Here is a 25,134-nt window from a genome sequence, read left to right as displayed (position 1 = left end):
GGCATCTATTCTGCGAACGTCAGGTACCGTTTCGCCCGTCCTTACGTACCGCTGTTCCGAATACCGGGAACTCGACCTGTCCTTCTCTTCACTGCCGCATCGTTCGTCGGGGGTCGACGCGGCTCGACGAACGAGAGAGTGCGTTGCCCGTACGTCCGATCCCGACAGCCGAGCGCGGCTCGGCTCGCGACGGCTCACGCGTGCCCGCGATGCGTCTCGTGGTGTTGACGCTGGTCATCGTCGTGGGCTTGGCCGGGATCACCTGGGGTCTGTCGCCGCAGTTCGACAGGACGTCCTTCATCGTCGTCGCGGTGGCGGCGCTGACGACACTTCCGTCCGCGCTGCTCATCTACCTGTACGGGCGAAGCCTGCGCTACTCGATTCCTTTCATCGTGTACTCCGACATCGGCATCACCGTCGTGCTGTTCGCCTCCCAGTCACCGTTCGACGCCCTTCCCGGCGTCGTTCTGCTGATGCTGGTGTCGTTGTACGCCGGCGTGTTCACCTCCGGGCGGGTCCTCGCTGCCCAACTCGTCCTCGCTGCGGCTGTCCTCGTCGCGCTGTCTCTTCTCTCGGTGCACGACGGCGTTCCCGGCTGGCTCGTTCTCTCCCGATCCCTCACCCTGCTCACCGCGATCATCGTGCCGATCCTGCTCAAGATCCACATCGACTACCTCACCGAGAAGCTGGAGAACAGCCGACGCGACAGTGTCAGCGGTCTGCTCAACCGACGCGGGCTGGACGGTGCCGTCACGCGGTTCGACATCCCCCGCGGAGTCGAGCAGACACTGGGCGCGGCCGTGGTCCACCTCCGTGATTTCGTGCAGATCGAGCGCCGCCTCGGTCGCGCCACGAGCCACGATCTGGTCGCCGAAACGGCTGCGCTTCTGTCGGACGCGTTCCCTGATGCCATCGTCGCCCGGACGCAACCCGGGGAGTTCGCCTGCATCTGGCTCGGTTCCGAAGTCGACGTCGTGTCCCGGCTCGCCGCAGTACGCGCTCTCGTCGAGTCCACCCGCCTGCGCAGCGCCACCGTGAGCATGACGTGCACCAGTTCCACCGTGCCGGTCGACTACCGCACCACCGCGACCGTCGCGCTCGGCAAGACCCTCACCGCCGCCGCGTTCCTCCAGTACGGCGACGCCGTGGCTTCTCCGAACAACGATCACATCGCCGAGCTCATCGCCGACGGTGGACCCGCCATCGTCTTCCAGCCCGTGCTGTCGGTGTCGACGGGGCACATCATGGGCTACGAAGCGTTGGCGCGCTTCCCTTCCGGTCACGGAACGACACAGAGTTGGTTCCTCGACGCCGCCGCCGACGGCCTACAGATTCCGCTCGAGATCGCCGCGGTACGACGGGCTGTCGCCGCGTCACGGGATCTGCCGACGGACGTGTTCCTCGCCGTCAACGTCTCGGCGACCACCATCGTCGCCACCGACCTGGTGCCGATCCTCGACGAGGCCGCGCAGTGCCGACGCGTCGTCGTCGAGATCACCGAGCACGACCTGGTCAGCGACTACACCGCGCTCGGCGCCGCCCTCGACCACCTGCGGGACCAGGGTCTGTCCATCTCCGTCGACGACGTCGGGGCCGGCTACTCCGGTCTGCGTCAGCTCGTCGAGATCAAGCCCGACGTCATCAAGCTCGACGCGTCGATCGTCCGCGGCATCGACACCGACGACATGCGCCGCGCCGCTGCGAGCGCACTGACCACGTTCGCGGCCGCCATCGGTGCGCAGTGCATCTACGAGGGCGTCGAGACGCAGAAGGAACTCGACTCCGCGCGGGCTCTCGGAGCCGACATGGTGCAGGGCTTCCTCGTCGGCCGACCGCAGGAAATCTCCGGAGTGAACGGTCGCATGATCGCTCCCTGACGGGGTACAGCCGACACCATGACTTCCCGTTCACCGATTCGACGTTCGTTCCCCGCACCGCGGTGGTCACCGGCGGTGATTCCGGCATCGGCCGCGCCGTCGCCGTCGCTCTGGCCGGCACCGGCCTCGACGTCGGCGTGACCTACAACCGCGACAAGGACGGTGCCGACGCCACCGTGCAGGAGGTCCGCCAGCTGGCCTGCGCAGCGTTCAGCACCCACATGGATCTGACGGACCTACCCGGTTCCGCCGACGCCGTCGATACCCTCGCCGGTCAGCTCGGCGGCATCGACGTACTGGTCAACTGTTCCGGTACCGGCACTGCCACAACGTTTCTCGACCTCGACTACGACTCGTGGCGCGAGGTGTTGTCCGTCGACGTCGACGGTGCCTTCCTGTGCAGCCAGCGCGCCGCACGACTGATGGTGCAGCAGGGCCGCGATGGACGCATCGTCAACATCACCAGCGTCCACGAGCATCTCCCGAAGGTCGGCGCAGCACCGTACTGCGCGGCCAGGGCCGGCCTGGGTGGGCTCACCCAGGTGATGGCCCTGGAACTCGCGCAGCACGGAATCACGGTCAATTCGGTTGCACCGGGCGAGATCTCGACACCCATGACCGGTCAGGAAGACGAGATCAACGCGCGCCCCGGCGTGCCGCTGGGGCGTACCGGGGACGCGCGTGAGATCGCCTCCGTCGTGGCGTTCCTCGCGTCGGCCACCTCCTCCTACATGACGGGAGCGTCACTGGTGGTCGACGGCGGAATGGCACTGATGGGTCCACAAGCCGTGCAGTTCGTGCCCGACGACTCGTGGCGGAACGTCTAACGGCTCGTTGCTACGTAGCCGGTCCCCTGGTGCGCGGCAAGTAGGCATGTAAACGCGAAGATGTACGTCGGACAAGGCCCCCACCGTCACGAGGAGACTTCAGCATCCCCCACCAGTAGGTCGTCTTGCAGAGCGAAGGCATGCTGCGGAGAAACCGCGGGACAGTAGACATCAGCCTGGTCGCCTGCCAATCGCATCGACTCGACTCTCCAACTACGCCGCTCTGCTGCGTGCATCCCGCTGATGAACCGTTCGCGGTGATCAGGGATGAGGAAGAAAGAGGGATCCAAATCCGCGCGCATCAGACCCATCAAGTACATCACAGCTTTCTCACCTCGACTGTAAGGTGTTATCGCTGAACGTGTTCGGATCCCGAACGTGCCTACACCGATAAGGCGACACAACGTCCGGACGTACTCGAGATTTTCGAACACCGCTGAACAAATGGTTGGTCGGCCCGTCTTACCCACATCGCCGTCCGCTGCAAAGTAGCCGGCCAACCATCCATATAGGACTGACTGGTGTTGGTCGAGATCCGGACGATGCGACTTCCAAGCTCCAGGAAGTCCGCTGATCTTGATCAACCCGGTGTAAGCCCGAGGCGCATTGCCGATTCCCTCGAAGAGTGGAAGAAGCGCCTTGTCTTTCTCGCCGGCGAACAGTGCGATGGACTTGGTACGGCCTCTCGGCCGCGTGCCGTCACCGAACACGAATCCGCGAGCCGCAGAACTCGCGTCGACCGTCACCCCATCCGGTCGAGCAGCGAACACTGACTGCATGATGTCGCCGCCGCGTAGATCGATTGTTGGCGAGGGGTACACGCGAGAGCGACGTGTTCGTACGAACCATGGATGCTGGGGAGCCGCTCGAATCGTCTTACGGACGCCAGACCGGATAAGAACGACCTCACAGATCTCTCGCCGGCCGAGTCCCGATACAGTGGCGTCGACCCACACCCCACCATTCGACAACACTGGATGCGTTGCTCCCGCTAAAGCGCGAATGGTCGTCACGCCCATCTTGGTAATGACCTCCGTTTCACCTGCAAAACCTGCCGAAGTCGGTGCTGCACCAACTCCGCTTCGGCTACCGCTTCCGGTATGCGAACCATGTGACGACATTTGGCCCCCGGCCCCTCTCCCGACTCGAACTCGCTGAACAAGTTAGCTCTGAGGCCCGACAAGAAAAGCTTCCGCCGGTGTGACAGAGCTCCAAGCGCAGGTCCTACTGCTCCGTAGATGGCCACTCGCTGCGAGGGCTCGCTTGGATCGGTTCCTGAGTACGCTGAGGCGGTGGCTCAAACGGCGTTGTACGACGCGATCGCGGCGGACTATGCGCGTGAGTTCCACGACGAGTTCGCATCCCGCCCCTTCGACCGCGGCTTCCTCGCATCGTTCGCGCGGTCCGTGCACTCGACGCGCGGCACCACCGTGCTCGACGTTGGCTGCGGTCCAGGTCAGGCGGCGCGGGAACTGGCTGGCGCCGGACTCGACGTCATCGGTCTGGACGCGTCGAGAGGCATGATCGCGGCGGCATCCGGGCCGGCCTCGTGGGTGGTGGGCGACATGACATCGCTGCCTCTCGCCGACGGCTCCGTCGACGGCGTGTGCGCCTGGTACTCGATCGTCCACACCCCCACCGATGCGCTGGGCGCATTGTTCGCGGAGTTCCGGCGCGTCACGGCTGCGGACGGCTGGCTCCTGTTGGCGTTCCAGACCGCGGCGCCGACGCTGGAACTGCGCTCGGCGTTCGGTCAGCCCGTGCACCTCGACTACCTCCGCCACGACGTCGACGAGGTCCAGACCCTCCTCATCGAGAGCGGCTACCTGCTGCACCGGGATGCCGTGCGGTCTGCCAACGCGTCGGAAACCGCAGCGCAGGCCTTCGTGGTGGCGCGGCGCTGCTGATAGTGGAATGTGGACCCCGGATTCCGGGGTCTACATTCCACTATCGTCCGACGGATCCTTTGCGAGCGCATCGGCGTCCAAGGATGTGTGGACGAACTGGACAGATTCGCCGGCCGGCACGACGGTGTCATCAGCCGGACGCAGGCACTCGACCTGGGGCTGTCGTCCACCGCGCTCGAGCGCCGCGTGTCCGTGGGACGGTGGACGCGCATGGCAACGGGCATCTACATGCCGGCAGGCCAACCGGTCAGCCAGAAGGCCATGGTGCGCATCGCGGTGCTGAGATGCGGTCGCGGAGCGCTGGCGTGCGGACCCACCGCCGCCTGGTGGCTCGGCTTGCTCGAACGACCGCCCACCCACACCTGGGTGACCATTCCGCGCGAGCGTCGGTACCGCGACAGGTCTGTCACGGTGAGGCGACGCGACGTTCCCGCGGCCGACGTGGCAGTCGTCCGTGAGCTGCGTGTCACCGGCGTCGCTCTGACGGTGCTGGAGACTGCCGTGATCTTGGAGGAGGCACGGCCCGGCGACGGAACACAGTTCCTCGATCGAGCACTGCAGACCAGCACATCGCTGGCCCGACTCCTCAGTGCTCACGCTCGCAACCCCGGACGGATCGGCAGCCCTCGTGCCGCGGCGATGCTCGTACACGCGGCATCCGGCGGCGAGTCCGAGGCGGAGCGGATCTTCCTGCGGTTGCTGCGCGCCGCTCGCATCACGGGATGGGCGTGCGCCGTTCGGTCGTGCGGCTACGTGATCGACGTGGCCTTCGTCGACCGACGGGTGGCGATCGAGATCGACGGCTGGGCGTATCACCGGACGTCCGAGCGCATGGCTCACGACGCGGTGCGCCAGAACGCGCTCGTGAACGACGGCTGGACGGTGCTCCGCTTCACCTACCACCGGCTGATACGGGAACCGGATGCGGTGATTGCCGAGGTGCGTCGAGCGCTCCGTCGATAGTGGAATCGGCGCCCCGGATTCCGGGGTCCGGATTCCACTATCGCCGCCTCCCACGCAGCAGAATCACCGCGAACGCCGGCACCCCCACGAGCGCCGTCACCACCCCCACCGGAATCTCCTGCGGCGCGAAGATGCTGCGCGCCAGGGTGTCCGCCCACACCATGAAGACGGCGCCGATAGCCATGGACGTCGGCAGGACCCGATGGTGCGAGGTACCGACGAGGATGCGGGCGGCGTGAGGGATCACCAGACCGACGAAGCCGATGGCACCCGCCGACGCCACGATGGTTGCGGTCATCAGCGCGGTGACGCCGAGCAGAACGATGTTCAGTCGGAGCAACGACACGCCCAGAGCGCGTGCAGTGTCCGATCCCAGCGTGACCGCGTCGAGCGACGGTGCCGCGACGACGCAGGCCACCACTCCGAGGCCGACTGCTCCCGCACACACCGCGACGTCGCTCCACCCTGCCCCGGCGAGCGAACCCAGCAACCAGAACAGCACTCCGCGAGTCTGCTCCGCGTCGGCGGACGACAGCACGATGAACGAGGTGAGGGCCGAGAACAGTTGCGTCCCTGCCACACCCGCCAGGATCACCGGACCGGTGCCGCCACCGGCACCCGTCGCGAGCAGCATCACCAGCACGAACGACACCAGGGCACCGACGAAGGCGCCCGTCGACAAGGACAGCGCTCCCGCCCCTACTCCGAGCACCGCCACGGACACCGCGCCCGTCGAGGCGCCGGACGAGATACCGAGGACGAACGGGTCCGCGAGCCTGTTGCGCAGCAGCGACTGCATGATCGCGCCGCACAGCGCCAGACCGCATCCACTGATCGCGGCGAGAAGCGCACGGGGTAACCGCAATTCCCACACGATGCCGTCCTGGATACGGCTCACGTCCGCCGGCGGCCCTCCGAGGTGCGAAACCACGACTGCCACGACGTCGGGCACCGTCACGTTCGCCGGCCCCAGCGCGATGGACGCGGCGATCGAGGCGAGGACGACGACCAGTGCCGCCGCCGCTCTCACGTGCTGGGGTTCCACTCCCGCAGGGCCGCAGCCACTTTCTCGATGCCGTCGACCGTGCGGATCGACGGGTTGAGGTCCGCGCCGTTCACCACGATGTAGCGCTTGTCGATCACCGCCTGCATGCGACTGGTCACCGGGTTGCTCTCGAGGAACGCGATCTTGCTCGCCAGCGCGTCGCCGTCGATGCTGCGTCGGCTGAGGTCGGCGAGCACCAGTGCGGAGGGGTTGCGGTCTGCGACACTCTCCCAATTCACCTGCGGCCATTCGTCTGTCGTGTCCGCGAAGATGTTGCGCGCACCCACCGCGTCGGAGATGACACCCGACGCTCCACAGCAGCCGGCCATGTACGGCGCCGTCGTATCGGCGAACCAGAACGCCAGGGAGGCGTCGGACACCCGTCGTGATGCGGCTTGATACCGCGCCCGCAGCTCGTTCACCAGAGCATCGCCGCGGTCTCGCACGTCGAAGATCGCCGCCAGATCGTGCACCTCCTGGAACACGGTCTCGATGCTCAACGGTTCGTCACGGGCACCGTCCGCGTTGACGCTGGTGGCCGACTTGCCGATGCAGTCGGTCGGCGACAGGTACGTCGGGACGCCGAGCGCGTCGAACCGGTCACGATCCGCGACGCCGCCCTCCCCCAGCGTGCCGCCGAACGACGCGGTGACCATGTCGGGATCGGAGTCCAGGACCGCTTCGAGGGAGGGCTGGTTGTCTGCGAGTCGGGGAACCGTCGAGTTCGCGTCGGCCAGATTCGCCCGCACCGGGTCGGTCCACGTGGCGGTGCCCACCATCCGATCGGCCAGGCCGAGGGACAGCAGAATTTCGGTCGATCCTTGGTTCAGCGACACCGCGCGCTGCGGAGGCGCATCGAGGGTGATCGTGCGGCCGCAGTTCTCGAGAGCGAGAAAGTGGTCGTCAGCGGCTGTCGTCGGGCCGGTGGTGCATCCAGTGGCGAGGAGGCCGACTGTCGTGACGACAGCGGCGATCGCGAGGCGTGGGGTCATGTTCTGTTGTGCCGTCCTGCTGGGAGCCCGTGCGCGGAGCTTCGAGGGTGGTGCCGGACAGCAAGCGATCGGACTTCGAGCCGGAGCTCGTCACCGTTGCGCGCCAGTCCCGGAGTCACACCGGGTTCCCTCGCTGAACGACTGTTCGAGGGTCACTCTAGACGCACGGACTCCTCAGACAGCGGACTCGGGATCGTGGTGGGGTTCCTTCTCGACGACGTCACACTCGTCGCGGCGGACCCGGCGGGCCTCGTCCTCGATGTCGGCGGTGCGGAGAGCAAGGCCGATCCAGACTCCGATCATGACCGCGACCAGCACCCAGAAGGCCACGACGCCGATGACGATCCACCCAGTGGTCACGATCAGCTTTCGTCACCACCGATCACGAGGATGACCGTGGTCGGTCACGATCAGGTCTCGGAGTTCACCTCACGTACGGAATGTTCACGAAGCTCGGATTCGCCGGGTCCAACTGCACGTGCTGGGGTGCCAGGGCGGAGTCGACGAGCATCGGGCCGAGGGGCAGGTAGCGCGGCACGCTGGCGGCGTAGATGTCCACGCGGATCCGGTGGCCCGGCTGAATCACGGCGTCCGTCGGGAGCAGGTTGATGTCCACCGTCGTCGGGACGCCGGGCACCAGTGGCTGCCTGCTGGCCAAGGTCAGCGCGGGCTTCGCGTCGACGTAATCACCGTTGGCGGAGCGGGTGCTCTTGCCCTCGTCGATCTGGCGTAGCGACGCGGTGAGAGCACCGTGTGTCAGCGGCGTCGACGTGCCGTCAGGCGCGACGTCGTTCATGGTGGCGGCCCAGAATCCGTCGGGTCGATCCAGCACCGTGTTGAGGTGGATGTTGGTCGCACCCGAGATCTGCGTCGGCGACTCGGCCGGCGCACTGGTGAACGTCAGTGCCTCGGCTTCGTTGAACCGGGAGTCCTTCGTGCACGCGGAGCCCAGGATCGCCGCCGCGCCCGCCGTACCGACAGCGGCATCGCGCGAGCAGACGCCTCGCAATCCGGGAGCGACGGTGAGCCGCGCGGTGTCCGGGGTCGGCGACGAGGACAGCGTGCCGTCGTACGACGCATGCCCGGCGGTTCCACTGGGTGCCGCCGCCAGGTAGGTGCGCTGCGACTCCGCGCCGGCACGCGGGAACTGGTCCGTGGTGGTCCACCCGCCGCCCTGCTGAAGCAATGTCACGGGACCGTACTTCTCGACGCCGTTGTCGATCCCCTTGAGCCAGTGGTCGAACCACGCGCGCTCGAGCGCGTCGAGACGCGGCGGATTGCCCGGGCGACCGAACCCCGCACCGGGGTTGATGTGGTAGCCGTCGCCCATGATCAGCTGTTTGCGTCCGGGCTCGACGGGGATGTCGTTGTAGATGCGCGGCTCACTGTTGGTGAAGATGTCGTGCCAGCCGCCGTAGACCATGGTGGGCACCTCGATCTGCGACAGATTCGCGGATCGATCCGCATAGAACTCGCCGTCCTGCGCGACACCGAGGGTCTCGGGCCGGATGTCTCCGATGGTCGGCGCCGTGAAGGCGTTCGCGAGTTCCGGAATCAGGATCGCCGGATCCGCCAGTCGGTCCGCGAGCCACCGAGTGTCGAACTGCCCCTGCAGGATCGACTGCACGTTCGGGACGAACTTGAGCACGTTCACCAACGTGAGCCACAGCGGCATGAACCCGACACCCAGCGCGCCGCCCGTGCCCACGATGTCGCGCAGCAGGTCGTTGCCGGGCTCGACCGGGAAGATGGCCTTCAGGGCAGGCGGCCGAAGTGCCGCAGCTTGAACGGAATTGATGGCCGAGTACGAGATCCCCGACATGCCGACCTTGCCGTCGGACCAGGACTGCCGGGACGTCCAGTCGATGATCTCCGCCGAATCCTGTTGCTCGCGTGGACCCAACACGTCCCACGCACCCTGGGAGAAGCCGGTTCCGCGGGCGTCGACGACCACCTGCGCGTACCCGTTCTGGACGAGGTTCCGGTTGACGGCGAAGATCCGCAGTCCACCGCCGTCGACCGCCTGCGTCAGATCGGTGATGCCGTCGAAGGGTGTCCCCGCGAAGTTCAGGCTCGCCAGGAAGTCGAGCACCGGCTCGCTGACACCGGGGATCTGCTGGATCGAGTCGATCAGGTTGCCGACGAGCTTGGTATACGGCGTGATGTTCAGGACCGTCGGCAGGTCGGTCTCCACCGGGCGACCGGACGCGTCCGCGGGCCGGTAGATGTTGGCCTGCAACACCGTTCCGTCACTCATCGTGATGGGCACGTCCCAGTCGATGGCCACCTGCGGATACTGCGGCGGGGCATCGGCCGCGGCGGTCCAGGCGACGGCGTCGGCGCCGCCGGTGGGGTCTGCCGTCGACGGCACCGCGGTACCGGTCGCGACGAGAAGGGCGACCAGAACGCCAGACATGACCGTGGAACGACGCCGCACTCGAGCCCCCATGCTCACAAGGAAAGGCGCTCGATCTGTGACCGGCACCACTAGCTTACCGGACGGTAACCTACGGTCACGGAGAGGTCAACGGTCAGTCACGCACCGAACAAGAGGTACAGCCCGAGGAACGTGTAAAGGACCATGACGATCATCAGCGCCAGTTCCCCCAGCAGCGCATGCCTCTTCGGGATCAGCCGCAGTGCCGCGTCGTGAGCCAGCGTCACTCCGACGACGTGCCCGATGACCACGCTCAACACGGTGACGGTCGCGACCACCGACGGGTGCGAGGACAGCGCGTAGTTCACCGACGCATCCGCGATCCCCAGCGGATTCCACCCTCGGTCGAACGGATCGAACAACGTGAAGATGCTCTGTTGACCCTTTTCCACCAGATAGGTCAGGTAATGCGCGAAGAAATAGCCGACGACGATGGGTATCAACGAGTGCGCGAGCAGCCCCGGCAGCTGGGCTCGTTTCTCCTTGGTCACCCCGCCGGTCGCACGTGACGCCAGCTGGAAGAACCCACCCACGACGGCGACGCAGACCAGGATTCCGAGGGTGCGCGCCACCACCGGATCACCGACGTCGCGCACGAGGTTCTTCCACGTCGGTGTCTGCGCCAGCGAGTCGAAGGCGGTGGAGCCCAGCAGCATCGCCAGGACGGCGACGGTTCCCCGTCGGACGGGCAGCGTCGCCGCACCGTCGAGCGGGTTGCGCAGCACCACCTGCCGCGTCTCGGGATCGCGGGCCGTCACGGACAATCGAGCGACGGTGTCGCTGAAGACCTCGAACGGGTCGGCCCGTGCGAACCATTCCTCACCGAACACGAGCGCGCCGGCCAGCATGATCACCACGTAGAGCAGGCACCACAGTCGCACCGCAGCAACGGAACCCGGGTCACTGGACGCCAGTTCGAGCCACACGAACGCGAACAGTCCGATAACCGCGGGGAGCACCCCGATGCTCTCCGGCACCGTGCGACGAGGACGCACGGGCAGCACCCGGTAGACGGCGCGGACCGGCGACACGATGCGCCACACCGGCCCGAAGATCAACGACGCCGGAACCAGACCCACCCAGACGAGGACATAGAAGACTCCGAGCAACGCATTCGACGAGTCCTGCGGTCCCAGCAGCGATGCCGCTCCGACCCACACGGCCAGCGCGACGGACACCGCGCCGAAGACTCCGCGGAACACAGCGGAATCGACGACGCGGGCCAGAGGTGTCGTCGTCCAGTACCGCCGAGGGTTCAGTCGGGGTGTCTTCCACGCCAGCAACAGGATTGCGAACGAAGCCGCCAGCGCCCACGCGCCACCGATGAGGGCGTACGTGACCGGGATGGGGAGATCGGACGAGCCGCCGAGTCCGTGGGCGAGGAGCTCGCTGCTCACGGCCGAACGAGCACCGTGGCGACGGTGACGTCGGCTTCGTGCAGTTCGATGTCGACCGAGCCCGGCACGTCGACCGTGAAGCGGAACTGCTGATCGTCACCGACGGCCACCGGGAAGCTGTGCTCCGGAACCGAATGCACGTGGATCTCGTCCTCCGCGTCGCTGGACACGGTCACGAGGATCTCCTCGCCGACCGTGCCCTCGAGGCGCTGGTCCACCGGCGTGACCTCACCGCCGGCGATGGAGACGTCCAGGGTCGTGGTGGGCGTGATGCGCGGGACGTCCGACGCCGCGACAGATGTGGCCGGTGCCGACGACGCCTGCTCGAGCGTTGCCTCGGTCTCCGGTTCCGACTGCGAGCACCCCGCCAACGCCAAGGCCGCCAACCCGAGCACCACTACCCGCCTCACGCCGTGTCCTCCCTCTCGTTCGCTTCCTTCAGCTCGTTCTCGGCGTTCTCTGCCCGCTCGGCCCGCCGGTCGCGCACGACGATGACGATCACCACGAGGGCGATCAGCAGCGCCGGGATGACAGCCGGAAGTGCCAGGACGACAGAGTGATCCGCCAGGTAGATCACGTTCGGGGCGGGCGTCATACGCGACTGCGCTCCTTGCTGCCCTTCGTCGCGGTGTTACCCGGAGTGGCAAGGCTGATGCGCGCGGTGCCCCAGGAGAGCGACCAGATGAGGGCCAACGAGCAGGCCAGCACGACGAGGCACGCGGCGGTGAACAGCCAGGCCGGGTGGTCGAACGAGCGCTCACGCTGCAGCAGCTTGGTCTCGTACTGCAGGTCGCGGGTGAACTCGGTGGTCGCCGGAACCTCTTCGGCTCCGATGCCCTCGTCGCCCGCCATGAAGATGGGAGCGCCGGCCATGGTGCGGCCGTCCTGCACGCGCAGGAACGTCTTCCAGGTGCCGTCGACGGGAACCGCTCGCGTCGAACGGTATTCACCGGGTCCGGTGCGCTCGAGGTTGTCGACGACGAGTCCGTGCAGCGAGTCGCCCGCGCCCTGCCAGGCGAGGATGGACACCCACTGGGGGTCGTCGGACACCAGGTCGCTCGGGTCGATGCTGACGGTCGCGGTCACCATGCGGAACCCGTCGACGCGGGGAGCGTCGGTCAAGGACACGGTGGCACTCGCGTTCTCCGGGACCTCGATCATCAGGCCGTTGGCGACGCTGCCGCCGAGGACCAGCACCATGGCGACGACGATGGATCGACGGACCGCCGGTCGCGGGATGCCGTCGCCGCTGAGCGCTTGCGCGAACAGTCCGGCGGTCAGACCGACGACGAGTCCGGCCGGGACCGTGGTGGCCAGAGCCTCGACCCACATACTGCTGGGCCACGGGTAGAGGAAGACGGCGTCGACCCAGAAGGACTCGAGGTACAGGCCGATGGTTCCGACGGCGACGCCGGCGACGGCGCCGAACAGGATGCGGCGCTTGACCAGTGCGGTCAGGCCCAGGATCTCCACCACGACGGCCATGCCGAGGTAGAGGGTGAAGACGCTGTGCGGCTCGCCGAGGACGGGTCCGACGATCAACGCGGTGATCTCGCGGATGACGGCGGCGAACGCGACGGCGAACAGCGCCGATCCGCGACCGACCATGAGGCGGGCAGCGATGAGTGCGAAGGCGCCGGCTGCGGTCATCAGCAGCGGCTGGAAGACCAGGCGGAACTGCTCGACACCGAAGTCGTATTCGATCTGGAACACGGACAGGCCGATGACCAGTCCACCGAACGCGGAGCTACGCAGGAACCACGTGATGATGGAGCGCTGACGGGAGTCGACTGCCTGCGCAGGATCGGCCTTGATGTCGCCGTCGGGTTCGCCGGCGGTCTCGGCCGTGGTGACGGCGGTCGACGCCATGGAGACGCGACCTTCGTGTTCGAGCAGGAGGACGCCGACGAGCGAGAGGCCCGCGCCGCCGATGAGCATCAGGTGGGTCGGGCCCCACAGCGTGACGTCCTGGCCGAACATGCGGTGCCAGATGTCGTCCAGCGGGAAGCCGATCAGGGCGTACAGCCCGGCACCGGCGATGAGGAGTCCGCCGGTGGGGGCGTACCAGGTGCGGGTGATCTTGATGGCCGCAGGCCCCGGCTTCTCGTCGCGCGGCAGAATGATGGCCAGCGCGCCGGTGATGAACAGGAAGAAGAGTCCGACCAGGATGAAGTAGTGGGCCGGGTTGGCCAGCGGGCCCTCGTCGCGGCCGCGCCCGATGTGCAGGCTGACGTCCCAGATGAAGCCGAAGAACGCGGTGAGGATCGTCGAGATGAACATGACGAGCGGCAGTGCGACCCACCCGGGGCGGTGCAGCTTCTCGCCCGCGAAGTCCGCGAGCCGCTGCAGCCAGGTGATGCGCCTTGTCCGGTGCATCACCGCCAGGTACAGCAGGAAGAGCGAGATGACACCCGCCGCAGCAGTCATGCCGAAGACCTGATCGAGAGCGGCGCCGCCACCGGCTTGCGCCTGTGCGATCAAGTTACCCGAGGTAACACTTACATTCGTCACGCATCGGATTGTGTCTGTAACCGGGCGTAAACACAAGACTTACCGAACAGTAATCCACTGATCATGGAATCCCGACCCCGGAATCCGGGGTTCAGAGTCCACGATCAGCCATGTACGCCCGCCAGCCCCCGAACTCGGTGATGTCCGTACCCGCCTCGGCCGCGTCGGCGGCGCACATGAAGCCGACAACCTGCCGACCGTCCGACAGCGTCACCGGGCCCAGACCCATCGGCGCCGGCAGCGCCGCGAGGAACGTGCCGAGGTGCGCGGGCGCCATCCGGTAGAGCTCGCCCGCGATGGAGGCACTGCCGTTACGTACCAGACCGGGCTTGGGCGGGGTCGTGCCCAGATCGACCAGCCGGTAGTCGGCGGAGGTGCCCACCTCACCGAGGAAGCGTGCACCGCGCTCGACCAGCTGCCCGTTCAACGGGAAGCCCCGCAGGTGCGCGCCCACTACCAGGACGTCGACACCCTCGTCGACGACCACGGCAGGCCGATCCCCCGCGACCAGCGCTGCGACGTCCAGGACCACCTGATCGCTGAACGCCGGTCCCACCACCATCACGCCGAACGGGGCACCGGCCGTCGTCGGAGCGCCGGGAACCGCCACCGCGGCCATGTCGAGGAGATTGCAGAAGTTCGTGAACGTGCCGAGCCGCCGGTTGATCCCCATCGGATCCGCCTGCACCGCAGCGATAGTGGGGTGCTCGGTTGTGGTCGGCAGCAAGAGGCCGTCGAGTCCGTCCAGAAGCGTCGCGGCATAGGACTTCGCGGCGAGGAGCGTCGAGAGGTCGTCGACGTAGGCGTGCGCGGCAGGCGTCCGCGCGCCGAGGACGATCGCCTCGACCGTCGGGTCGGCAGTAGCCCGACCCGTGGACAGGAACTCACCGACCGCCGCGTACCGCTGCGCCACGATCGCTCCGTCGTACAGCAACACCGCGGCGTCGAGAAGCGGGGAGATGTCGACGACGTCGTGGTCGATACCGGCAGCGTCGAGTCCGGTCACGGTGCGCGCGAACGCCTCCGCGTACTCCGGGCACAGTGCGACGAGGTCCTCGCGGCGCGGGACACCGACACGGGGTCGAGGCGGAGCAGCCAGCGGAACCGTCGCCGGCCACGAGCGACTCCGGGGATCGGCGGCATCCGGCCCGATCATCACGCTCATCACCGTGGCCGCCGTCGCGGTGTCGTCCGCGAAGACGGTGACCGCGTCGTAGTCGACGCACGCCGGCACCACTCCGGTGTTCGGCACCAGTCCCAGCGTGGGCTTGATGCCCACGAGCGACGCGAATGCCGCAGGCACCCGACCGGAGCCTGCGGTGTCGGTGCCCAGGGCGACGTCGACGATGCCCAGCGCGACAGCGGTGGCCGACCCGGAACTCGAGCCGCCGGAGATCTTCTCGGGATCTTCAGCATGCCGCACAGCGCCGTGAGGGCTGCGGGTGCCGACCAGTCCGGTCGCGAACTGGTCGAGATTGGTCTTGCCCAGCACCAGCGCCCCGGCCGCACGCAGCCGCGCCACGACGGTGGCGTCCTCGGTCGGGTCGTACGAGAACTCGGGGCACGCGGCGGTGGTCGGGAGCCCGGCCACGTCGATGTTGTCCTTGACCGCGACGACCATCCCGTACAGCGGCAGATCCTCCGCCAGGGACGCCGCCTCTGCCAGTACCTCGGCCTCGTCCCGCAGTGCGATCCACACCTCGGGACGGTCGACCTCGGCAATGCGCTTGTACGCGAGCAGTACTCGATCGGTTGCAGTCATCACGCTTCCTGTGCGGTCGTCAGGGCGAATTCTCCGGCGGCGGACCAGGCGTCGCGTTCGATGCCGAACGCCTCGGCCTGCTTCTTCCGGAATTCGGCGATGGAGGAGTCGTTCGCGGCGAGGAACTCGTCGTGATCGGCCAGCGAGAACGTGCCGTCGGTGATCTCGACGCCCGCACCGCGACCGGCGGCGAGGTCCGCGCGCATGTCGCCGAGTTCCTCGGTGCTGACCGGGTACCAGGAGATGCGGTCGAAGAAACGTAGCAACCACGGCGTGCCCTCCTCGAACCCCTTCGCGGTCAGAGGATGGCGGTGGTTCCAGACCTGCGTGGTCCGCCCGACGAACTGGTAGCCGCCCGGTCCCTCCATGCCGTAGATGCACAGGTAGGCGCCGCCGATACCGACCGCATTCTCGGGAGTCCACGTGCGGGCCGGGTTGTACTTGGTCGTCACCAGACGGTGGCGCGGGTCGAGCGGCGTGGCCACGGGAGCACCCAGGTACACATCTCCGAGACCCAGGACCATGTACTCGGCGTCGAACACCGTGTCGTACACGTCGTCGACCGAGTCCAGACCGTTCATGCGGCGGATGAACTCGATGTTCCACGGGCACCACGGCGCGTCGGAGCGCACACCGTGCATGTAGCGCTGGATAGCTTCGCGTGTCGACGGGTCGTCCCACGAGAGCGGCAGCCGCACATGACGACTGGGGACGCTGAGCTCGGACGTGTCCGGAAGTGCCGCCTCCGCCTCGAGCAACAGGTCCAACAGCTTCCCGGTCGGCAGCACGTCGGGGTCGACCTTGACCTGCAGGGAGCGGATGCCGGGAGTGAGGTCCACCAGTCCTGCGGGACCGATCTCCTGGACTGCCTCGTGCAACGCGTGCACCCGGGCCCGCAGCGCGAGGTCCAGGGACATCTCGCCGTACTCGACCAGGATGTTGTCGTCGCCGGACCGGCGGTAGGTCACCGGGGTGAGACCGTCGCGGCGCGCGATGACTCCGTCGTCTCCGTCGCCGCCGCGGGAGAAGACGACGGGAAGCGATGCACGTCGGGCGAGACCCACGGTGTTCTTCGATGCTGCCGCCGCGACCTCGATGGGCACGAAGCGCACGGTGTCACCGGGGCGGAGCTGACCGAGCTTCCAGCGGTCGGCCGCGACCACCGTCACCGGGCAGACGAATCCGCCGAGGCTGGGGCCGTCGGGACCGAGCAGGATCGGGGTGTCGCCCGTGAAGTCCAGCGCGCCGACGGAATACGCGTTGTCGTGGATGTTCGACGGGTGCAGTCCGGCTTCGCCGCCGTCGGTGCGGGCCCAGTCCGGCCGCGGTCCGACGAGCCGCACACCGGTGCGGTCGGAGTTGAAGTGCACCTCGTAGTCGGTGCCGAGGATGGTGTCCATGTCGGCACGGGTGAAGAACTCCGGCGCACCGTGCGGGCCTTCGGTGACCGCGAGCTGCCACGCATGGGTCAGTGCCGGAACGTGTTCCATCGGAACGGAGGCCGGTGTACCGACGGCGCGCGTGTCCAATTCCAGATCGTCGCCGTCCTTCAGCACGCGTCCGTCCTTGCCGCCGAACGTGCCCAGCGTGAAGGTCGACGCGCTGCCCAGGTACTCCTCGGCCAGGACACCGCCGCGGATCGCGATGTACATACGCAGTCCGGCGCCCGAGACCAGGCCGACGTCGAGCACGCCGCCGGCCGGCACCGTCACGGGTTTGAACCGTTCCACGGCAATCCCGTTCACCGTGACCGGCGCATCGGCACCTGTCACGCACACGACGGTCTCGTCGTCGAAACGCAGGGCCGGGCCGCTCATCGTCGTCTCAAGGGCGGGGGCGCCCTCCGGGTTGCCGACGGCGATGTTGGCCAGTCGCAGCGACAGGTCGTCCATCGGTCCCGACGGCGGAACGCCCACCTTCCAGTAGCCGACACGTCCCGGCCAGTCCTGGATGGTGGTGAGCATGCCGGGGCGCTCGACGGTGACGGTCACGAGTCGGGCCTGGTGACGATGAGGCGGACCGGCGTCGGGTCGAAACCGTTGCACGGGTTGTTGATCTGCGGGCAGTTCGAGATCAGCACCAGCGAGTCGATCTCCGCGCGCAGTGCCAGGCGCTTGCCCGGCGCGGACAACCCGTCGACGATGCCGAGGGTGCCGTCCGCGTCGACCGGCACGTTCATGAAGAAGTTGATGTTGGAGACGATGTCGCGCTTGCCCAGGCCCCAGCGCGAGCCTTCGAGGATGAAGTTCTCCACGCAGGCGTGCTGGTGCTTGGTGTGATGGCCGTAGCGCAGCGTGTTCGACTCCTGAGAGCAAGCGCCACCGATGGTGTCGTGGTTGCCCACCTCGTCGGCGACGATGGTCATCATCGGCCGGGACTCGCTGTCGCGCAGCACTGTTCCGGTGCTCAGGTAGACGTTGCCCTGACCCACCATCGTCGCGGGTGCGCTGTAGCGGACGCTGTGGTCCTCGGCGCCGTAGACCAGCGTGTCGACGGCCTGGTTGCCCTCGAGGTCGAGAATCGTGAGGACGTCTCCGGCGCGGACGACAGCCGACCACGGGCCACGGGCAGGCGCGACCTCGTCGAGGATCACCCGGCCGGCCACCAGCGCCAGTTCCTGTACTGCTGCGGTCATTTCGAGCCTCCTGCTGCGTACGTGTCCTCCGTGTTGGCGACGGCGCGGAGGTATTCGGGATCGGTGTTCGGCAGCTCTTCGAGATCCTGCGGCGACGGCCATGCCAGGACTTCGAGCGAGGTGGTGTCGAACGTGGGCGACGGGTCCACCGGGTGGGCCGTGTTGGCGATGGAGACAATGACCGGAAGGTGCACGATCAGGTCGACGATCGTTCCCGCCCCGGCGGATCCGGTACTGCGCAGCGCGCCGTCGGGGTCCACCGTGACGCCGTGGAAGAAGCTGACGGTCGGCGGCACGTCGCGCGGGCCCAGACCGTTCTTCAGGGCGGCCAGCACCAGCAGCTCCCGTCCGGCCGGCGATGCCGAGTAGGCGGAGCCGTCGCCGTACTTGTCGGTGTTGGTCAGCAGCGTGGTCGTTCCGCAGAGCGCGTCGTGCCGACCGGAGGTATCGGCCAGCACGGTCGCGAGGACGCGGCCCTGGTCCGACAGCAGTGGATGCCCGACGCCCATGTACGCCTGCCACGGCACCTTGACGGTGTCGGCCGCGTTGAGACGCTCCCACGGAGCATCGGCACGGTGGAGCATGACGTGTGCGCAGGCGCGTCCGTGCACGTCCCGCAACCGCAGCCGGGTGCCGCGCTGCAGCACCTTGGTGGTGTACCGGCCTCCGGGAACAGTTTCCGCCCAGATCAACGACGCGGCGTCGGTACCGTCGATCTCGTTCGGCCACAACGATGCCGGGACGACGGGCATCGAATCGGTGATCTCACGGGCTTGTGCACGGGCGTGCTCGCGAGCCGCGGTGGTCGTGGCGGTCATGCGTTCGCTCCTGTCGGAATCGGGTTGGGGTGGCTCTTGCCGCGCGGGAAGCAGAGCGCACCGAGGGCAACGACGGCCAGCACCGTCAGCGGGGCGGCCCAGCGCAGCAGCGGGAAGTCGCCGGACGGGTCGTAGATCTCGGACCGCGGCCAGGACAGGTTGATCACCATGGCGGCGCCGTACACGACGGCGAGAATGTTGACGGGCAACCCGAGCCATCCGAGCGTGAACAGGGGCTTGCCCTCGGAGTCGACCTGCGAGGTGCGGTGCGGCCAGCCCTTCAGGCGGCGGAGGAGCAGCGGCACCGTCACCATCATGTACGCGAGGTAGATGAGCACGATGCAGACGCTGGCGAGGGTGGAGAAGATCGCCGAGTTGCCCACGTTGACCACCAGGACCAGGACACAGCCGAGGCCGATGACGACGGCCGGGGCGATGGGTGTTCCCGTCGTCTTGTTGACGCTGCCCAGGATGCGCGAGCCGGGCAGCCGGCCGTCGCGAGCCATCGAGAACATCAGGCGTGATGCGGCGGTCTGAATTGCCAAGGTGCAGATGAGGATCGCGATGGCGACGTCGACCAGCAGGACGGTGCCCCACGGCGAGGACAGCACCGAGTTCAACACGTAGGGCAGTCCCTGCGTCGCCAGTTCCCCGTCGGTCAGGCTGGGCGCTGCCATGAGGGCGCCGATGATCATGAGGCCACCGCCGAGTGCCGACACCGACAGGGCGAGCCGGATGGTGCGGGGGGCGACGCGGCGCGGGTTCTTGGTCTCCTCGGCCAGCTCGCCCGCCGAGCCGAAGCCCACCATGACGTAGGCGGCCATCAGGCCGGAGACGATCCATGCGCCGATGTAGCTCGAATCGACTGCGGCACCGCCGGTGTCGAAGACGACGTCGGGTCCACGCTGGGCGTGAGTGAAGAACACCCCGATCACGGCGATGACGCCGACGATCTCGCACGCGACGCCGATCGAGTTGATGCGTGCCATCGCATTGACGCCGATGGAGTTGATGGTCGTGGTGATCACCAGCAGGATCGTGCCGAGCACGACGGCATTGGTGGCACCGTCCGAGGAAGTAAGCGCAGTGTCGGAGCCGACGATCTGGAAGCCGCTCCAGACGTTCGGCAACACCACCTGCAGCGCGATCGCGGCGGCGGAGGCCGTCACGATCTGCGCGATGATCATGAACCAGCCCGCAAACCATCCGGTGATCTCGCCGCCCACGCGCCGCGACCACTGGTAGATGGCGCCGGAGATGGGGTAGCGCGCCGCCAGTTCGGCGAAGCACAGCGCGACCATGAACTGGCCGACGAAGACCACCGGCCAGGCCCAGAAGAACGCCGGTCCGGCGAAGCTGAAGCCCAGGCCGAAGAGTTGGAAGATCGTGGTCAGGATCGAGACGAACGAGAACCCGGCCGCGAACGAGGCGAATTTGCCCAGCTTGCGGTGCAGTTGCTGTTCGTACCCGAACTCGAGCAGATCGTCGGAGTCGCCGTCTGCGCGACGGTCCGACGGGGGTGGGAGCACGGCCTGGCTCATGGTGTTCTCCATCAGGAGGGGTGGCTTAACTGTCGAGTGATAGTTAATTGGACGCAAAGGTCTCGCCGGTGTCGACGATGTTGCATCTCTGTTAACCCTCGCGAGGGACGAGGGCACGCCGGAAGATCGGAATGAAGGGCCTCGGCGAGGGCGCACCGGCCTGCCGGAACGGCGCCGAATCGCGGGACGCCTGGATCCAGTCCGCCCGGTCGACACCCGTCAGGTCCAGGTCGAACGCCGTCTGCCGAACCAGGAGATGCAGCAGCATCGTGCCCGTACGGCCGTTGCCCTCACGGAACGGATGTGCCTGGTTGAGCTCCGCGTACGTCCGCGCGAGAAGGTACGCCGACTCGCCGAGATCCGCCGACTCCCAGGGCGCCGCGAGCAGAGCGTCGTGGATCGAGATCAGGACGTCCCACACAGCGGATGCCCGGGTGAAGGAATGGCCGTTCTTGGACAGGTCGACGGTTCGGACCTGCCCGGCCCACGAGTACACGTCCTGGAACACGTAGCGGTGCAGCGCGATCAGGCGGTGGATGCCGTCCTGGACCAGCGGGTCCGCCCTGTCGGTGTGGCATCGGACGAGCCTGATGGCCGTCAGGATCGATTCGGCGCGGTGCAACGCGGCGGCGTCGTGCAGTCCGAGCTCGTTCCGGAGGACCCTCGACCCGGGAAGGAGATACGGCGTGCGTCCGGGACGCAGTGCAGCCCAACGCGATTCACGAATCGAACCGTCTCCGCGAACCGCAGTGCGCACACCGTCGAGCACCTCGTCCCCGCGGCATTCCGCCGCGAGCATCAGCAGGTCGTCCCGAGTGGGATGCCATCCCTCCAGCTGCTCGGCGGCGACGGCCTGATCCAGCGCGCGGCACTGCCGGCTGTCGAGGCCGGCGACGACGTCCGGGGCGTCCCGTGACGGTCTCATCCGGCCAGGTACGCGGACGCGCGCACCACCCCGGAGACTTCTCGCGCCGCCGTGCCCACCAAGCTGCGATCCAGCGGCGTCAACTCCGACGGACGCACCAGATCGTCCACCGGATCGCCGGCAGCGACCGCATCGCACTGGTGGCGGAGACGGATGCGCTGCACCACCTCGAAGGACTCGGCCAACACCGCCGCGTCGTCCGCCGACAGCACGGACGCGTCGGCACCCGCGGCGAGGCGAGCCAGGGTCGAATGACCGACGTATCCGGCCGACACGCCGGCCCACCGCGCGATGTCGACGATCGGAGCGAGGATCCCGGCCTTGACATCGACCACCTCGGCGCGTCGGAACATCCTGTCCCGCACGCTCACCCGAGGCCGATTCTCGGTCGCTTCCCGCAACAGCAGAGTGCGCGAACGGGGCGCATCCGTCATCGCGGACACCGCGGCCGACGCCGGGCCCCAGCTACCCGGCACCACCGGTCGTGCGTCGAGAGCGAGCGAGAGCATCACCAACCCCGTGTCCTCGAACGGATCCCGTGCCCAGCCGTCGACAGCCGTCGACCACTCCTCCCGGGTGCGGACGAAGCGCCGGGACGCCGCCGTCGCGTTGTTCGGATCCGCGATGAGACCACACTGCGCGAGGAGTGCGTGCACCTTCTCGCCGGATGCCCCGCCGTCACCGGCGACCCGCGCCGTCTCCACATCCGACGACAACGCCGACTCGCGGCGCGCGACACTGCCCGACACCAGCCACGAAGACGCGTCGTCTCCCAGCAGTTCGGCCGCCCGACGCACGGCCGCGGTGACGACGACGGAACGGATCATCATCACCTCGGACGTCGGTACGCGAGAGTCGCACAGCAACACCATGATCGGCGTCAGCTGCGCACAGGCCGCGATCAGCGCATCCGCGTCGGCAGCACGGGCGATCTCCGCGCGCACCGCGATACCCGGTCGGAGCGCCGGCGACATCAGATCGGCGTCGTCGACCACACCCAGCACGGCGCCGCCCGCGTCGAGCACCACCAGACGACGGACCCCGGCGCTCAACGCCACACCGGCGGCGTCGCGCACCGGGAGGTCGGCGGCAACTGTCACGGCGGGCGTCGACGCGACAGCAGAGAGCGGAACGTCCGAGCCGAGACCGGCGGCCACCACTCGTCGGCGCAGATCGCCGTCCGTCAACACACCCCGCGACCCGTCCGGGTACGACACGATCGCGGTGTGCGAGTGCGCCCGTGTCATCGCGGCGGCCGCGTCGGCGACACGCACATCGGACGGGCACACCGGGACCCCACGGCGTGTGACCGCACCCACACGCGCGGAAGTCGGGGACATCACGCCCACACGCTAACCCCGGCGTCCCCACCGTTCGTGATGGATCGCCTCGGACAGGGCACGCCGCGGACGCCACCCGAATCGCTCGAGGTCCGGGACCTCCTGGAATTCGGTCACCGGGCCGACACAGAGCCACGCCACGGGTCGCACGTCGACCGCACCGATCAGGTCGCGGAGGAACTCCTCGTCGTAGAACGAGACCCACCCGACACCGATGCCCTCCGCGACCCCCGCGAGCCACAGGTTCTCGATGGCCAACGCCACCGAGAGCAGACCCGTGTCCCGCACCGTCGCACGGCCGAGAACATGGTCACCGCCGCGACTTTCGTCGTAGGTGACGACGATCCCGGTACCGCTCGGGACGATCCCCTCCACCCGGATGGGATCGAACGTCTCGGCACGATCCGCGGGCAGGGAGGCCGCGAAGTCCGCCCGGCACTGCGCCACGTGGGCCGCGAAACGCGTCAACGTGTCCTCGTTCCGAACGATCACGAAGTCCCACGGTTGGGTGTTGCCGACGCTCGGAGCTCGGTGCGCCGCCGTCAGGATGCGCTCCAGGACATCGTCGGCCACCACCTCTCCCGAGAACTCCGCGCGCACGTCTCGACGTGCGGCGATGGCGTCGTGAACGGACATCGGAACCGTGCTCATGTAGAGACCGTGCCAGAACACGCCTAGAGTCGGCCGCACATCGTCTCGAGAAAAGGGGTGAGTCGTGGCTGTCTCCATGCCTGCCGGTCGCGGGCAGCTCACCCGCACCGTGATTCTCCGAGCCGGCATCGCCTTCATCGACGACAACGGCGCGGGCGATCTGACGATGCGCCGCCTCGGCGCGCGTCTCGGCGTCGAGGCCATGGCGCTCTACCACTATTTTCCCGGCAAGGAGAATCTGCTCGACGGAATAGTCGACCAGGTCATCGACGACCTGGACAGTGATCCACAGGTCCTGATGAAAGGCGCCGTCAGCTGGCAGGACTACCTGCAGCGACTCGCGCACGGAGTCCGCAGGATGGCGCTCGAACATCCCGAGATCTTTCCCCTCATCGCCACTCGCCCCCACAGCGCGCCGTGGGTGCGCCCACCTCTGCGCAGCGTGCGGTGGCTGGAGAACTTCCTCGCGAGCCTTGTCGACTGGGGTTTCGACGACGCCGCCGCTGCTGCGGCGTACCGGTCGTTCACCAGCTTCCTGATGGGCAATCTGCTGCTGGAAGTTTCTGCGAAGGGGGTCTCGATCGGCCCCGTCGACGAGGCCGACACAGGGCAGGACAGCGACATCGACCCGTCCGAATTTCCGACGATCATCCGGATGCGGGCCGAGCTGTCCAAGGATCTCGCCCTGTCGGAATTCGAGAAAGCTCTCGAAGCACTGCTGGACCGGCTCGAATCCGAGCTACCTCAGCTCGATTCCTGACGCAGTTTCGCTCCGGCCTCGACGATGTCCGCCGCCAGAAGATGCAACGGTCGATTGTTGTCCTGCGACAACCGGGACAACATCTCGAACGCCTGGACGGAATCGACCTCGAACCGTTCCATCAGCATCCCCTTCGCCTGGCCGATGATGTCCCGCGACGCCAGCCCCGACCGGAACTGGGCTTCCTTCTGCACACCCTGCAGCGCGATCGCCGCGTGCGCTGCCACAGCCGACGCCACGGTCAGATCGTCGTCGTCGAACGCGGATTCGGTCACCGAGTAGAGCGTCAACACACCCAGCGTGCGCTCCTTGGTGAACATCGGCACCGCAGCGATGGACCGGACACCGGACGCCGTCGCCGTCTCCGCGAGTGCCGGCCACTGCTCGACCGACCCGGCGATCGCGGTCGGCTCCTCGTCGACGGTCGAGAGCACCTCGACGGACGGTCCCGCCCCCGCCGAGACCTGGACGTCGTCGAGCGTCGACGCCACATCACTCGTGGCCCGTCTCGGGAAACCGGTAGCGCTCGTCGCAGAGCCGCCCACCGAGCCGACCGACGCGTGGTCCGCCGGCTCGACCAGCTCGATCGACACCGACAACACGCTGTCCAGCACATCGTCGGTGGTGCGCACCTGCCGTGAGTTTCCGAATTCACGCGCCAGATCAGCCAGCGTGCGTACCAGATCGAGGTGATCGGCACTCGCCGGCCGACCGTCGTTGCTCATGTGAGGTGGTGATCCCTTCGT

At 67.6% G+C, this 25,134-nt stretch carries 24 protein-coding genes; 6 read left to right on the top strand and 18 right to left on the bottom strand.

Features of this window, described 5'->3' with window-relative positions:
• Positions 1-143: 143 nt before the first annotated feature.
• Both AC0IX4_RS02430 and AC0IX4_RS02425 read left to right on the top strand, forming a co-directional pair.
• On the top strand, positions 144-1,877 hold the full coding sequence (locus AC0IX4_RS02430) for an EAL domain-containing protein (protein ID WP_471827897.1): 1,734 nt from the start codon (positions 144-146) through the stop codon (positions 1,875-1,877).
• Positions 1,874-2,704 carry an SDR family oxidoreductase gene (locus AC0IX4_RS02425; RefSeq protein ID WP_471828327.1) on the top strand — a complete coding sequence of 277 codons (831 nt, stop codon included), beginning with the start codon at positions 1,874-1,876 and terminating at the stop codon, positions 2,702-2,704. Before AC0IX4_RS02430 ends, AC0IX4_RS02425 begins: the two co-directional genes overlap by 4 nt.
• A gap of 86 nt (positions 2,705-2,790) precedes the next feature.
• Here the strand turns inward: AC0IX4_RS02425 and AC0IX4_RS02420 are convergent, their stop codons facing one another.
• Positions 2,791-3,483, bottom strand: a complete 693-nt coding sequence (locus AC0IX4_RS02420; RefSeq protein WP_471827896.1) for a hypothetical protein — start codon at positions 3,481-3,483, stop codon at positions 2,791-2,793.
• A gap of 513 nt (positions 3,484-3,996) precedes the next feature.
• Here AC0IX4_RS02420 and AC0IX4_RS02415 point away from each other — a divergent pair.
• Positions 3,997-4,611 (top strand): class I SAM-dependent methyltransferase, encoded by a 615-nt coding sequence (locus tag AC0IX4_RS02415; protein ID WP_471827895.1) that lies wholly within the window; start codon positions 3,997-3,999, stop codon positions 4,609-4,611.
• Positions 4,612-4,698: 87 nt separating this feature from the next.
• Positions 4,699-5,574, top strand: coding sequence for a DUF559 domain-containing protein (locus AC0IX4_RS02410; RefSeq protein WP_471827894.1), 876 nt, complete (start codon positions 4,699-4,701; stop codon positions 5,572-5,574).
• Positions 5,575-5,611: 37 nt separating this feature from the next.
• On the opposite strand, the gene AC0IX4_RS02405 is transcribed toward AC0IX4_RS02410, so the two are convergent.
• The 4 genes from AC0IX4_RS02405 to AC0IX4_RS02390 form a co-directional block, all read right to left on the bottom strand.
• On the bottom strand, positions 5,612-6,604 hold the full coding sequence (locus AC0IX4_RS02405; protein WP_471827893.1) for a FecCD family ABC transporter permease: 993 nt from the start codon (positions 6,602-6,604) through the stop codon (positions 5,612-5,614).
• Positions 6,601-7,611: an ABC transporter substrate-binding protein gene (locus AC0IX4_RS02400; RefSeq protein WP_471827892.1), complete on the bottom strand. Its 1,011-nt coding sequence runs from the start codon at positions 7,609-7,611 to the stop codon at positions 6,601-6,603. The genes AC0IX4_RS02405 and AC0IX4_RS02400 overlap by 4 nt, the downstream gene beginning before the upstream one ends.
• A 174-nt stretch (positions 7,612-7,785) precedes the next feature.
• Positions 7,786-7,971: a hypothetical protein gene (locus AC0IX4_RS02395; RefSeq protein ID WP_471827891.1), complete on the bottom strand. Its 186-nt coding sequence runs from the start codon at positions 7,969-7,971 to the stop codon at positions 7,786-7,788.
• 64 nt (positions 7,972-8,035) lie between these two features.
• Positions 8,036-9,982, bottom strand: coding sequence for a CocE/NonD family hydrolase (locus AC0IX4_RS02390; protein ID WP_471827890.1), 1,947 nt, complete (start codon positions 9,980-9,982; stop codon positions 8,036-8,038).
• On the opposite strand from AC0IX4_RS02390, the gene AC0IX4_RS02385 reads away from it, so the two are divergent.
• Positions 9,873-10,196 carry a DUF2946 domain-containing protein gene (locus tag AC0IX4_RS02385; RefSeq protein WP_471827889.1) on the top strand — a complete coding sequence of 108 codons (324 nt, stop codon included), beginning with the start codon at positions 9,873-9,875 and terminating at the stop codon, positions 10,194-10,196. The two genes, AC0IX4_RS02390 and AC0IX4_RS02385, sit on opposite strands and share 110 nt — an antisense overlap.
• On the opposite strand, the gene AC0IX4_RS02380 is transcribed toward AC0IX4_RS02385, so the two are convergent.
• From AC0IX4_RS02380 to bluB, 12 genes are all read right to left on the bottom strand, one after another.
• The gene (locus tag AC0IX4_RS02380) at positions 10,147-11,445 is read right to left on the bottom strand and encodes a hypothetical protein (protein WP_471827888.1); all 1,299 of its coding nucleotides are present in this window, start codon (positions 11,443-11,445) and stop codon (positions 10,147-10,149) included. The two genes, AC0IX4_RS02385 and AC0IX4_RS02380, sit on opposite strands and share 50 nt — an antisense overlap.
• On the bottom strand, positions 11,442-11,855 hold the full coding sequence (locus tag AC0IX4_RS02375; RefSeq protein WP_471827887.1) for a hypothetical protein: 414 nt from the start codon (positions 11,853-11,855) through the stop codon (positions 11,442-11,444). The genes AC0IX4_RS02380 and AC0IX4_RS02375 overlap by 4 nt, the downstream gene beginning before the upstream one ends.
• Positions 11,852-12,040 carry a hypothetical protein gene (locus tag AC0IX4_RS02370; RefSeq protein WP_471827886.1) on the bottom strand — a complete coding sequence of 63 codons (189 nt, stop codon included), beginning with the start codon at positions 12,038-12,040 and terminating at the stop codon, positions 11,852-11,854. Before AC0IX4_RS02370 ends, AC0IX4_RS02375 begins: the two co-directional genes overlap by 4 nt.
• Entirely contained in the window at positions 12,037-13,956 is a 1,920-nt protein-coding gene (locus AC0IX4_RS02365; RefSeq protein ID WP_471827885.1) for a hypothetical protein, read from the bottom strand. The genes AC0IX4_RS02370 and AC0IX4_RS02365 overlap by 4 nt, the downstream gene beginning before the upstream one ends.
• A gap of 91 nt (positions 13,957-14,047) precedes the next feature.
• Complete coding sequence (gene atzF / locus AC0IX4_RS02360; protein ID WP_471827884.1) at positions 14,048-15,718, bottom strand: allophanate hydrolase; 1,671 nt, start codon at positions 15,716-15,718, stop codon at positions 14,048-14,050.
• On the bottom strand, positions 15,718-17,709 hold the full coding sequence (locus AC0IX4_RS02355; RefSeq protein ID WP_471827883.1) for a 5-oxoprolinase/urea amidolyase family protein: 1,992 nt from the start codon (positions 17,707-17,709) through the stop codon (positions 15,718-15,720). Before AC0IX4_RS02355 ends, atzF begins: the two co-directional genes overlap by 1 nt.
• Complete coding sequence (locus tag AC0IX4_RS02350) at positions 17,706-18,353, bottom strand: urea amidolyase associated protein UAAP2 (protein ID WP_042573071.1); 648 nt, start codon at positions 18,351-18,353, stop codon at positions 17,706-17,708. The genes AC0IX4_RS02355 and AC0IX4_RS02350 overlap by 4 nt, the downstream gene beginning before the upstream one ends.
• A complete protein-coding gene (locus AC0IX4_RS02345; RefSeq protein WP_056071561.1) occupies positions 18,350-19,171 on the bottom strand; it encodes an urea amidolyase associated protein UAAP1 in 822 nt (273 codons plus the stop codon). The genes AC0IX4_RS02350 and AC0IX4_RS02345 overlap by 4 nt, the downstream gene beginning before the upstream one ends.
• Positions 19,168-20,712, bottom strand: a complete 1,545-nt coding sequence (locus AC0IX4_RS02340) for an amino acid permease (protein ID WP_471827882.1) — start codon at positions 20,710-20,712, stop codon at positions 19,168-19,170. The genes AC0IX4_RS02345 and AC0IX4_RS02340 overlap by 4 nt, the downstream gene beginning before the upstream one ends.
• A 91-nt stretch (positions 20,713-20,803) precedes the next feature.
• Positions 20,804-21,637 carry a Fic/DOC family protein gene (locus tag AC0IX4_RS02335; RefSeq protein WP_471827881.1) on the bottom strand — a complete coding sequence of 278 codons (834 nt, stop codon included), beginning with the start codon at positions 21,635-21,637 and terminating at the stop codon, positions 20,804-20,806.
• On the bottom strand, positions 21,634-22,977 hold the full coding sequence (locus AC0IX4_RS02330; protein WP_471828326.1) for a putative nucleotidyltransferase substrate binding domain-containing protein: 1,344 nt from the start codon (positions 22,975-22,977) through the stop codon (positions 21,634-21,636). The genes AC0IX4_RS02335 and AC0IX4_RS02330 overlap by 4 nt, the downstream gene beginning before the upstream one ends.
• A 12-nt stretch (positions 22,978-22,989) precedes the next feature.
• Complete coding sequence (gene bluB / locus AC0IX4_RS02325) at positions 22,990-23,628, bottom strand: 5,6-dimethylbenzimidazole synthase (RefSeq protein WP_471827880.1); 639 nt, start codon at positions 23,626-23,628, stop codon at positions 22,990-22,992.
• 64 nt (positions 23,629-23,692) lie between these two features.
• On the opposite strand from bluB, the gene AC0IX4_RS02320 reads away from it, so the two are divergent.
• Positions 23,693-24,388: a TetR/AcrR family transcriptional regulator gene (locus AC0IX4_RS02320; RefSeq protein ID WP_235579516.1), complete on the top strand. Its 696-nt coding sequence runs from the start codon at positions 23,693-23,695 to the stop codon at positions 24,386-24,388.
• Here AC0IX4_RS02320 and AC0IX4_RS02315 read toward each other — a convergent pair.
• Positions 24,373-25,113: a GAF and ANTAR domain-containing protein gene (locus tag AC0IX4_RS02315; RefSeq protein WP_471827879.1), complete on the bottom strand. Its 741-nt coding sequence runs from the start codon at positions 25,111-25,113 to the stop codon at positions 24,373-24,375. The genes AC0IX4_RS02320 and AC0IX4_RS02315 overlap by 16 nt on opposite strands.
• Positions 25,114-25,134: the final 21 nt, after the last annotated feature.

This window comes from Rhodococcus sp. AC861, from assembly GCF_979256035.1.
This window is presented reverse-complemented; position numbering and strand designations above follow the sequence as displayed.

Excerpts from the sequence above, each read along its gene's own strand:
- AC0IX4_RS02420 (WP_471827896.1), bottom strand. The coding sequence starts at position 3,483 with ATGCAGTCAGTGTTCGCTGCTCGACCGGATGGGGTGACGGTCGACGCG.
- AC0IX4_RS02400 (WP_471827892.1), bottom strand. The coding sequence starts at position 7,611 with ATGACCCCACGCCTCGCGATCGCCGCTGTCGTCACGACAGTCGGCCTC.
- AC0IX4_RS02385 (WP_471827889.1), top strand. The coding sequence starts at position 9,873 with ATGGGCACGTCCCAGTCGATGGCCACCTGCGGATACTGCGGCGGGGCA.
- AC0IX4_RS02370 (WP_471827886.1), bottom strand. The coding sequence starts at position 12,040 with ATGACGCCCGCCCCGAACGTGATCTACCTGGCGGATCACTCTGTCGTC.
- atzF (WP_471827884.1), bottom strand. The coding sequence starts at position 15,718 with ATGACTGCAACCGATCGAGTACTGCTCGCGTACAAGCGCATTGCCGAG.
- AC0IX4_RS02350 (WP_042573071.1), bottom strand. The coding sequence starts at position 18,353 with ATGACCGCAGCAGTACAGGAACTGGCGCTGGTGGCCGGCCGGGTGATC.
- AC0IX4_RS02345 (WP_056071561.1), bottom strand. The coding sequence starts at position 19,171 with ATGACCGCCACGACCACCGCGGCTCGCGAGCACGCCCGTGCACAAGCC.
- AC0IX4_RS02340 (WP_471827882.1), bottom strand. The coding sequence starts at position 20,712 with ATGAGCCAGGCCGTGCTCCCACCCCCGTCGGACCGTCGCGCAGACGGC.
- AC0IX4_RS02335 (WP_471827881.1), bottom strand. The coding sequence starts at position 21,637 with ATGAGACCGTCACGGGACGCCCCGGACGTCGTCGCCGGCCTCGACAGC.
- AC0IX4_RS02330 (WP_471828326.1), bottom strand. The coding sequence starts at position 22,977 with ATGTCCCCGACTTCCGCGCGTGTGGGTGCGGTCACACGCCGTGGGGTC.
- bluB (WP_471827880.1), bottom strand. The coding sequence starts at position 23,628 with ATGAGCACGGTTCCGATGTCCGTTCACGACGCCATCGCCGCACGTCGA.
- AC0IX4_RS02315 (WP_471827879.1), bottom strand. The coding sequence starts at position 25,113 with ATGAGCAACGACGGTCGGCCGGCGAGTGCCGATCACCTCGATCTGGTA.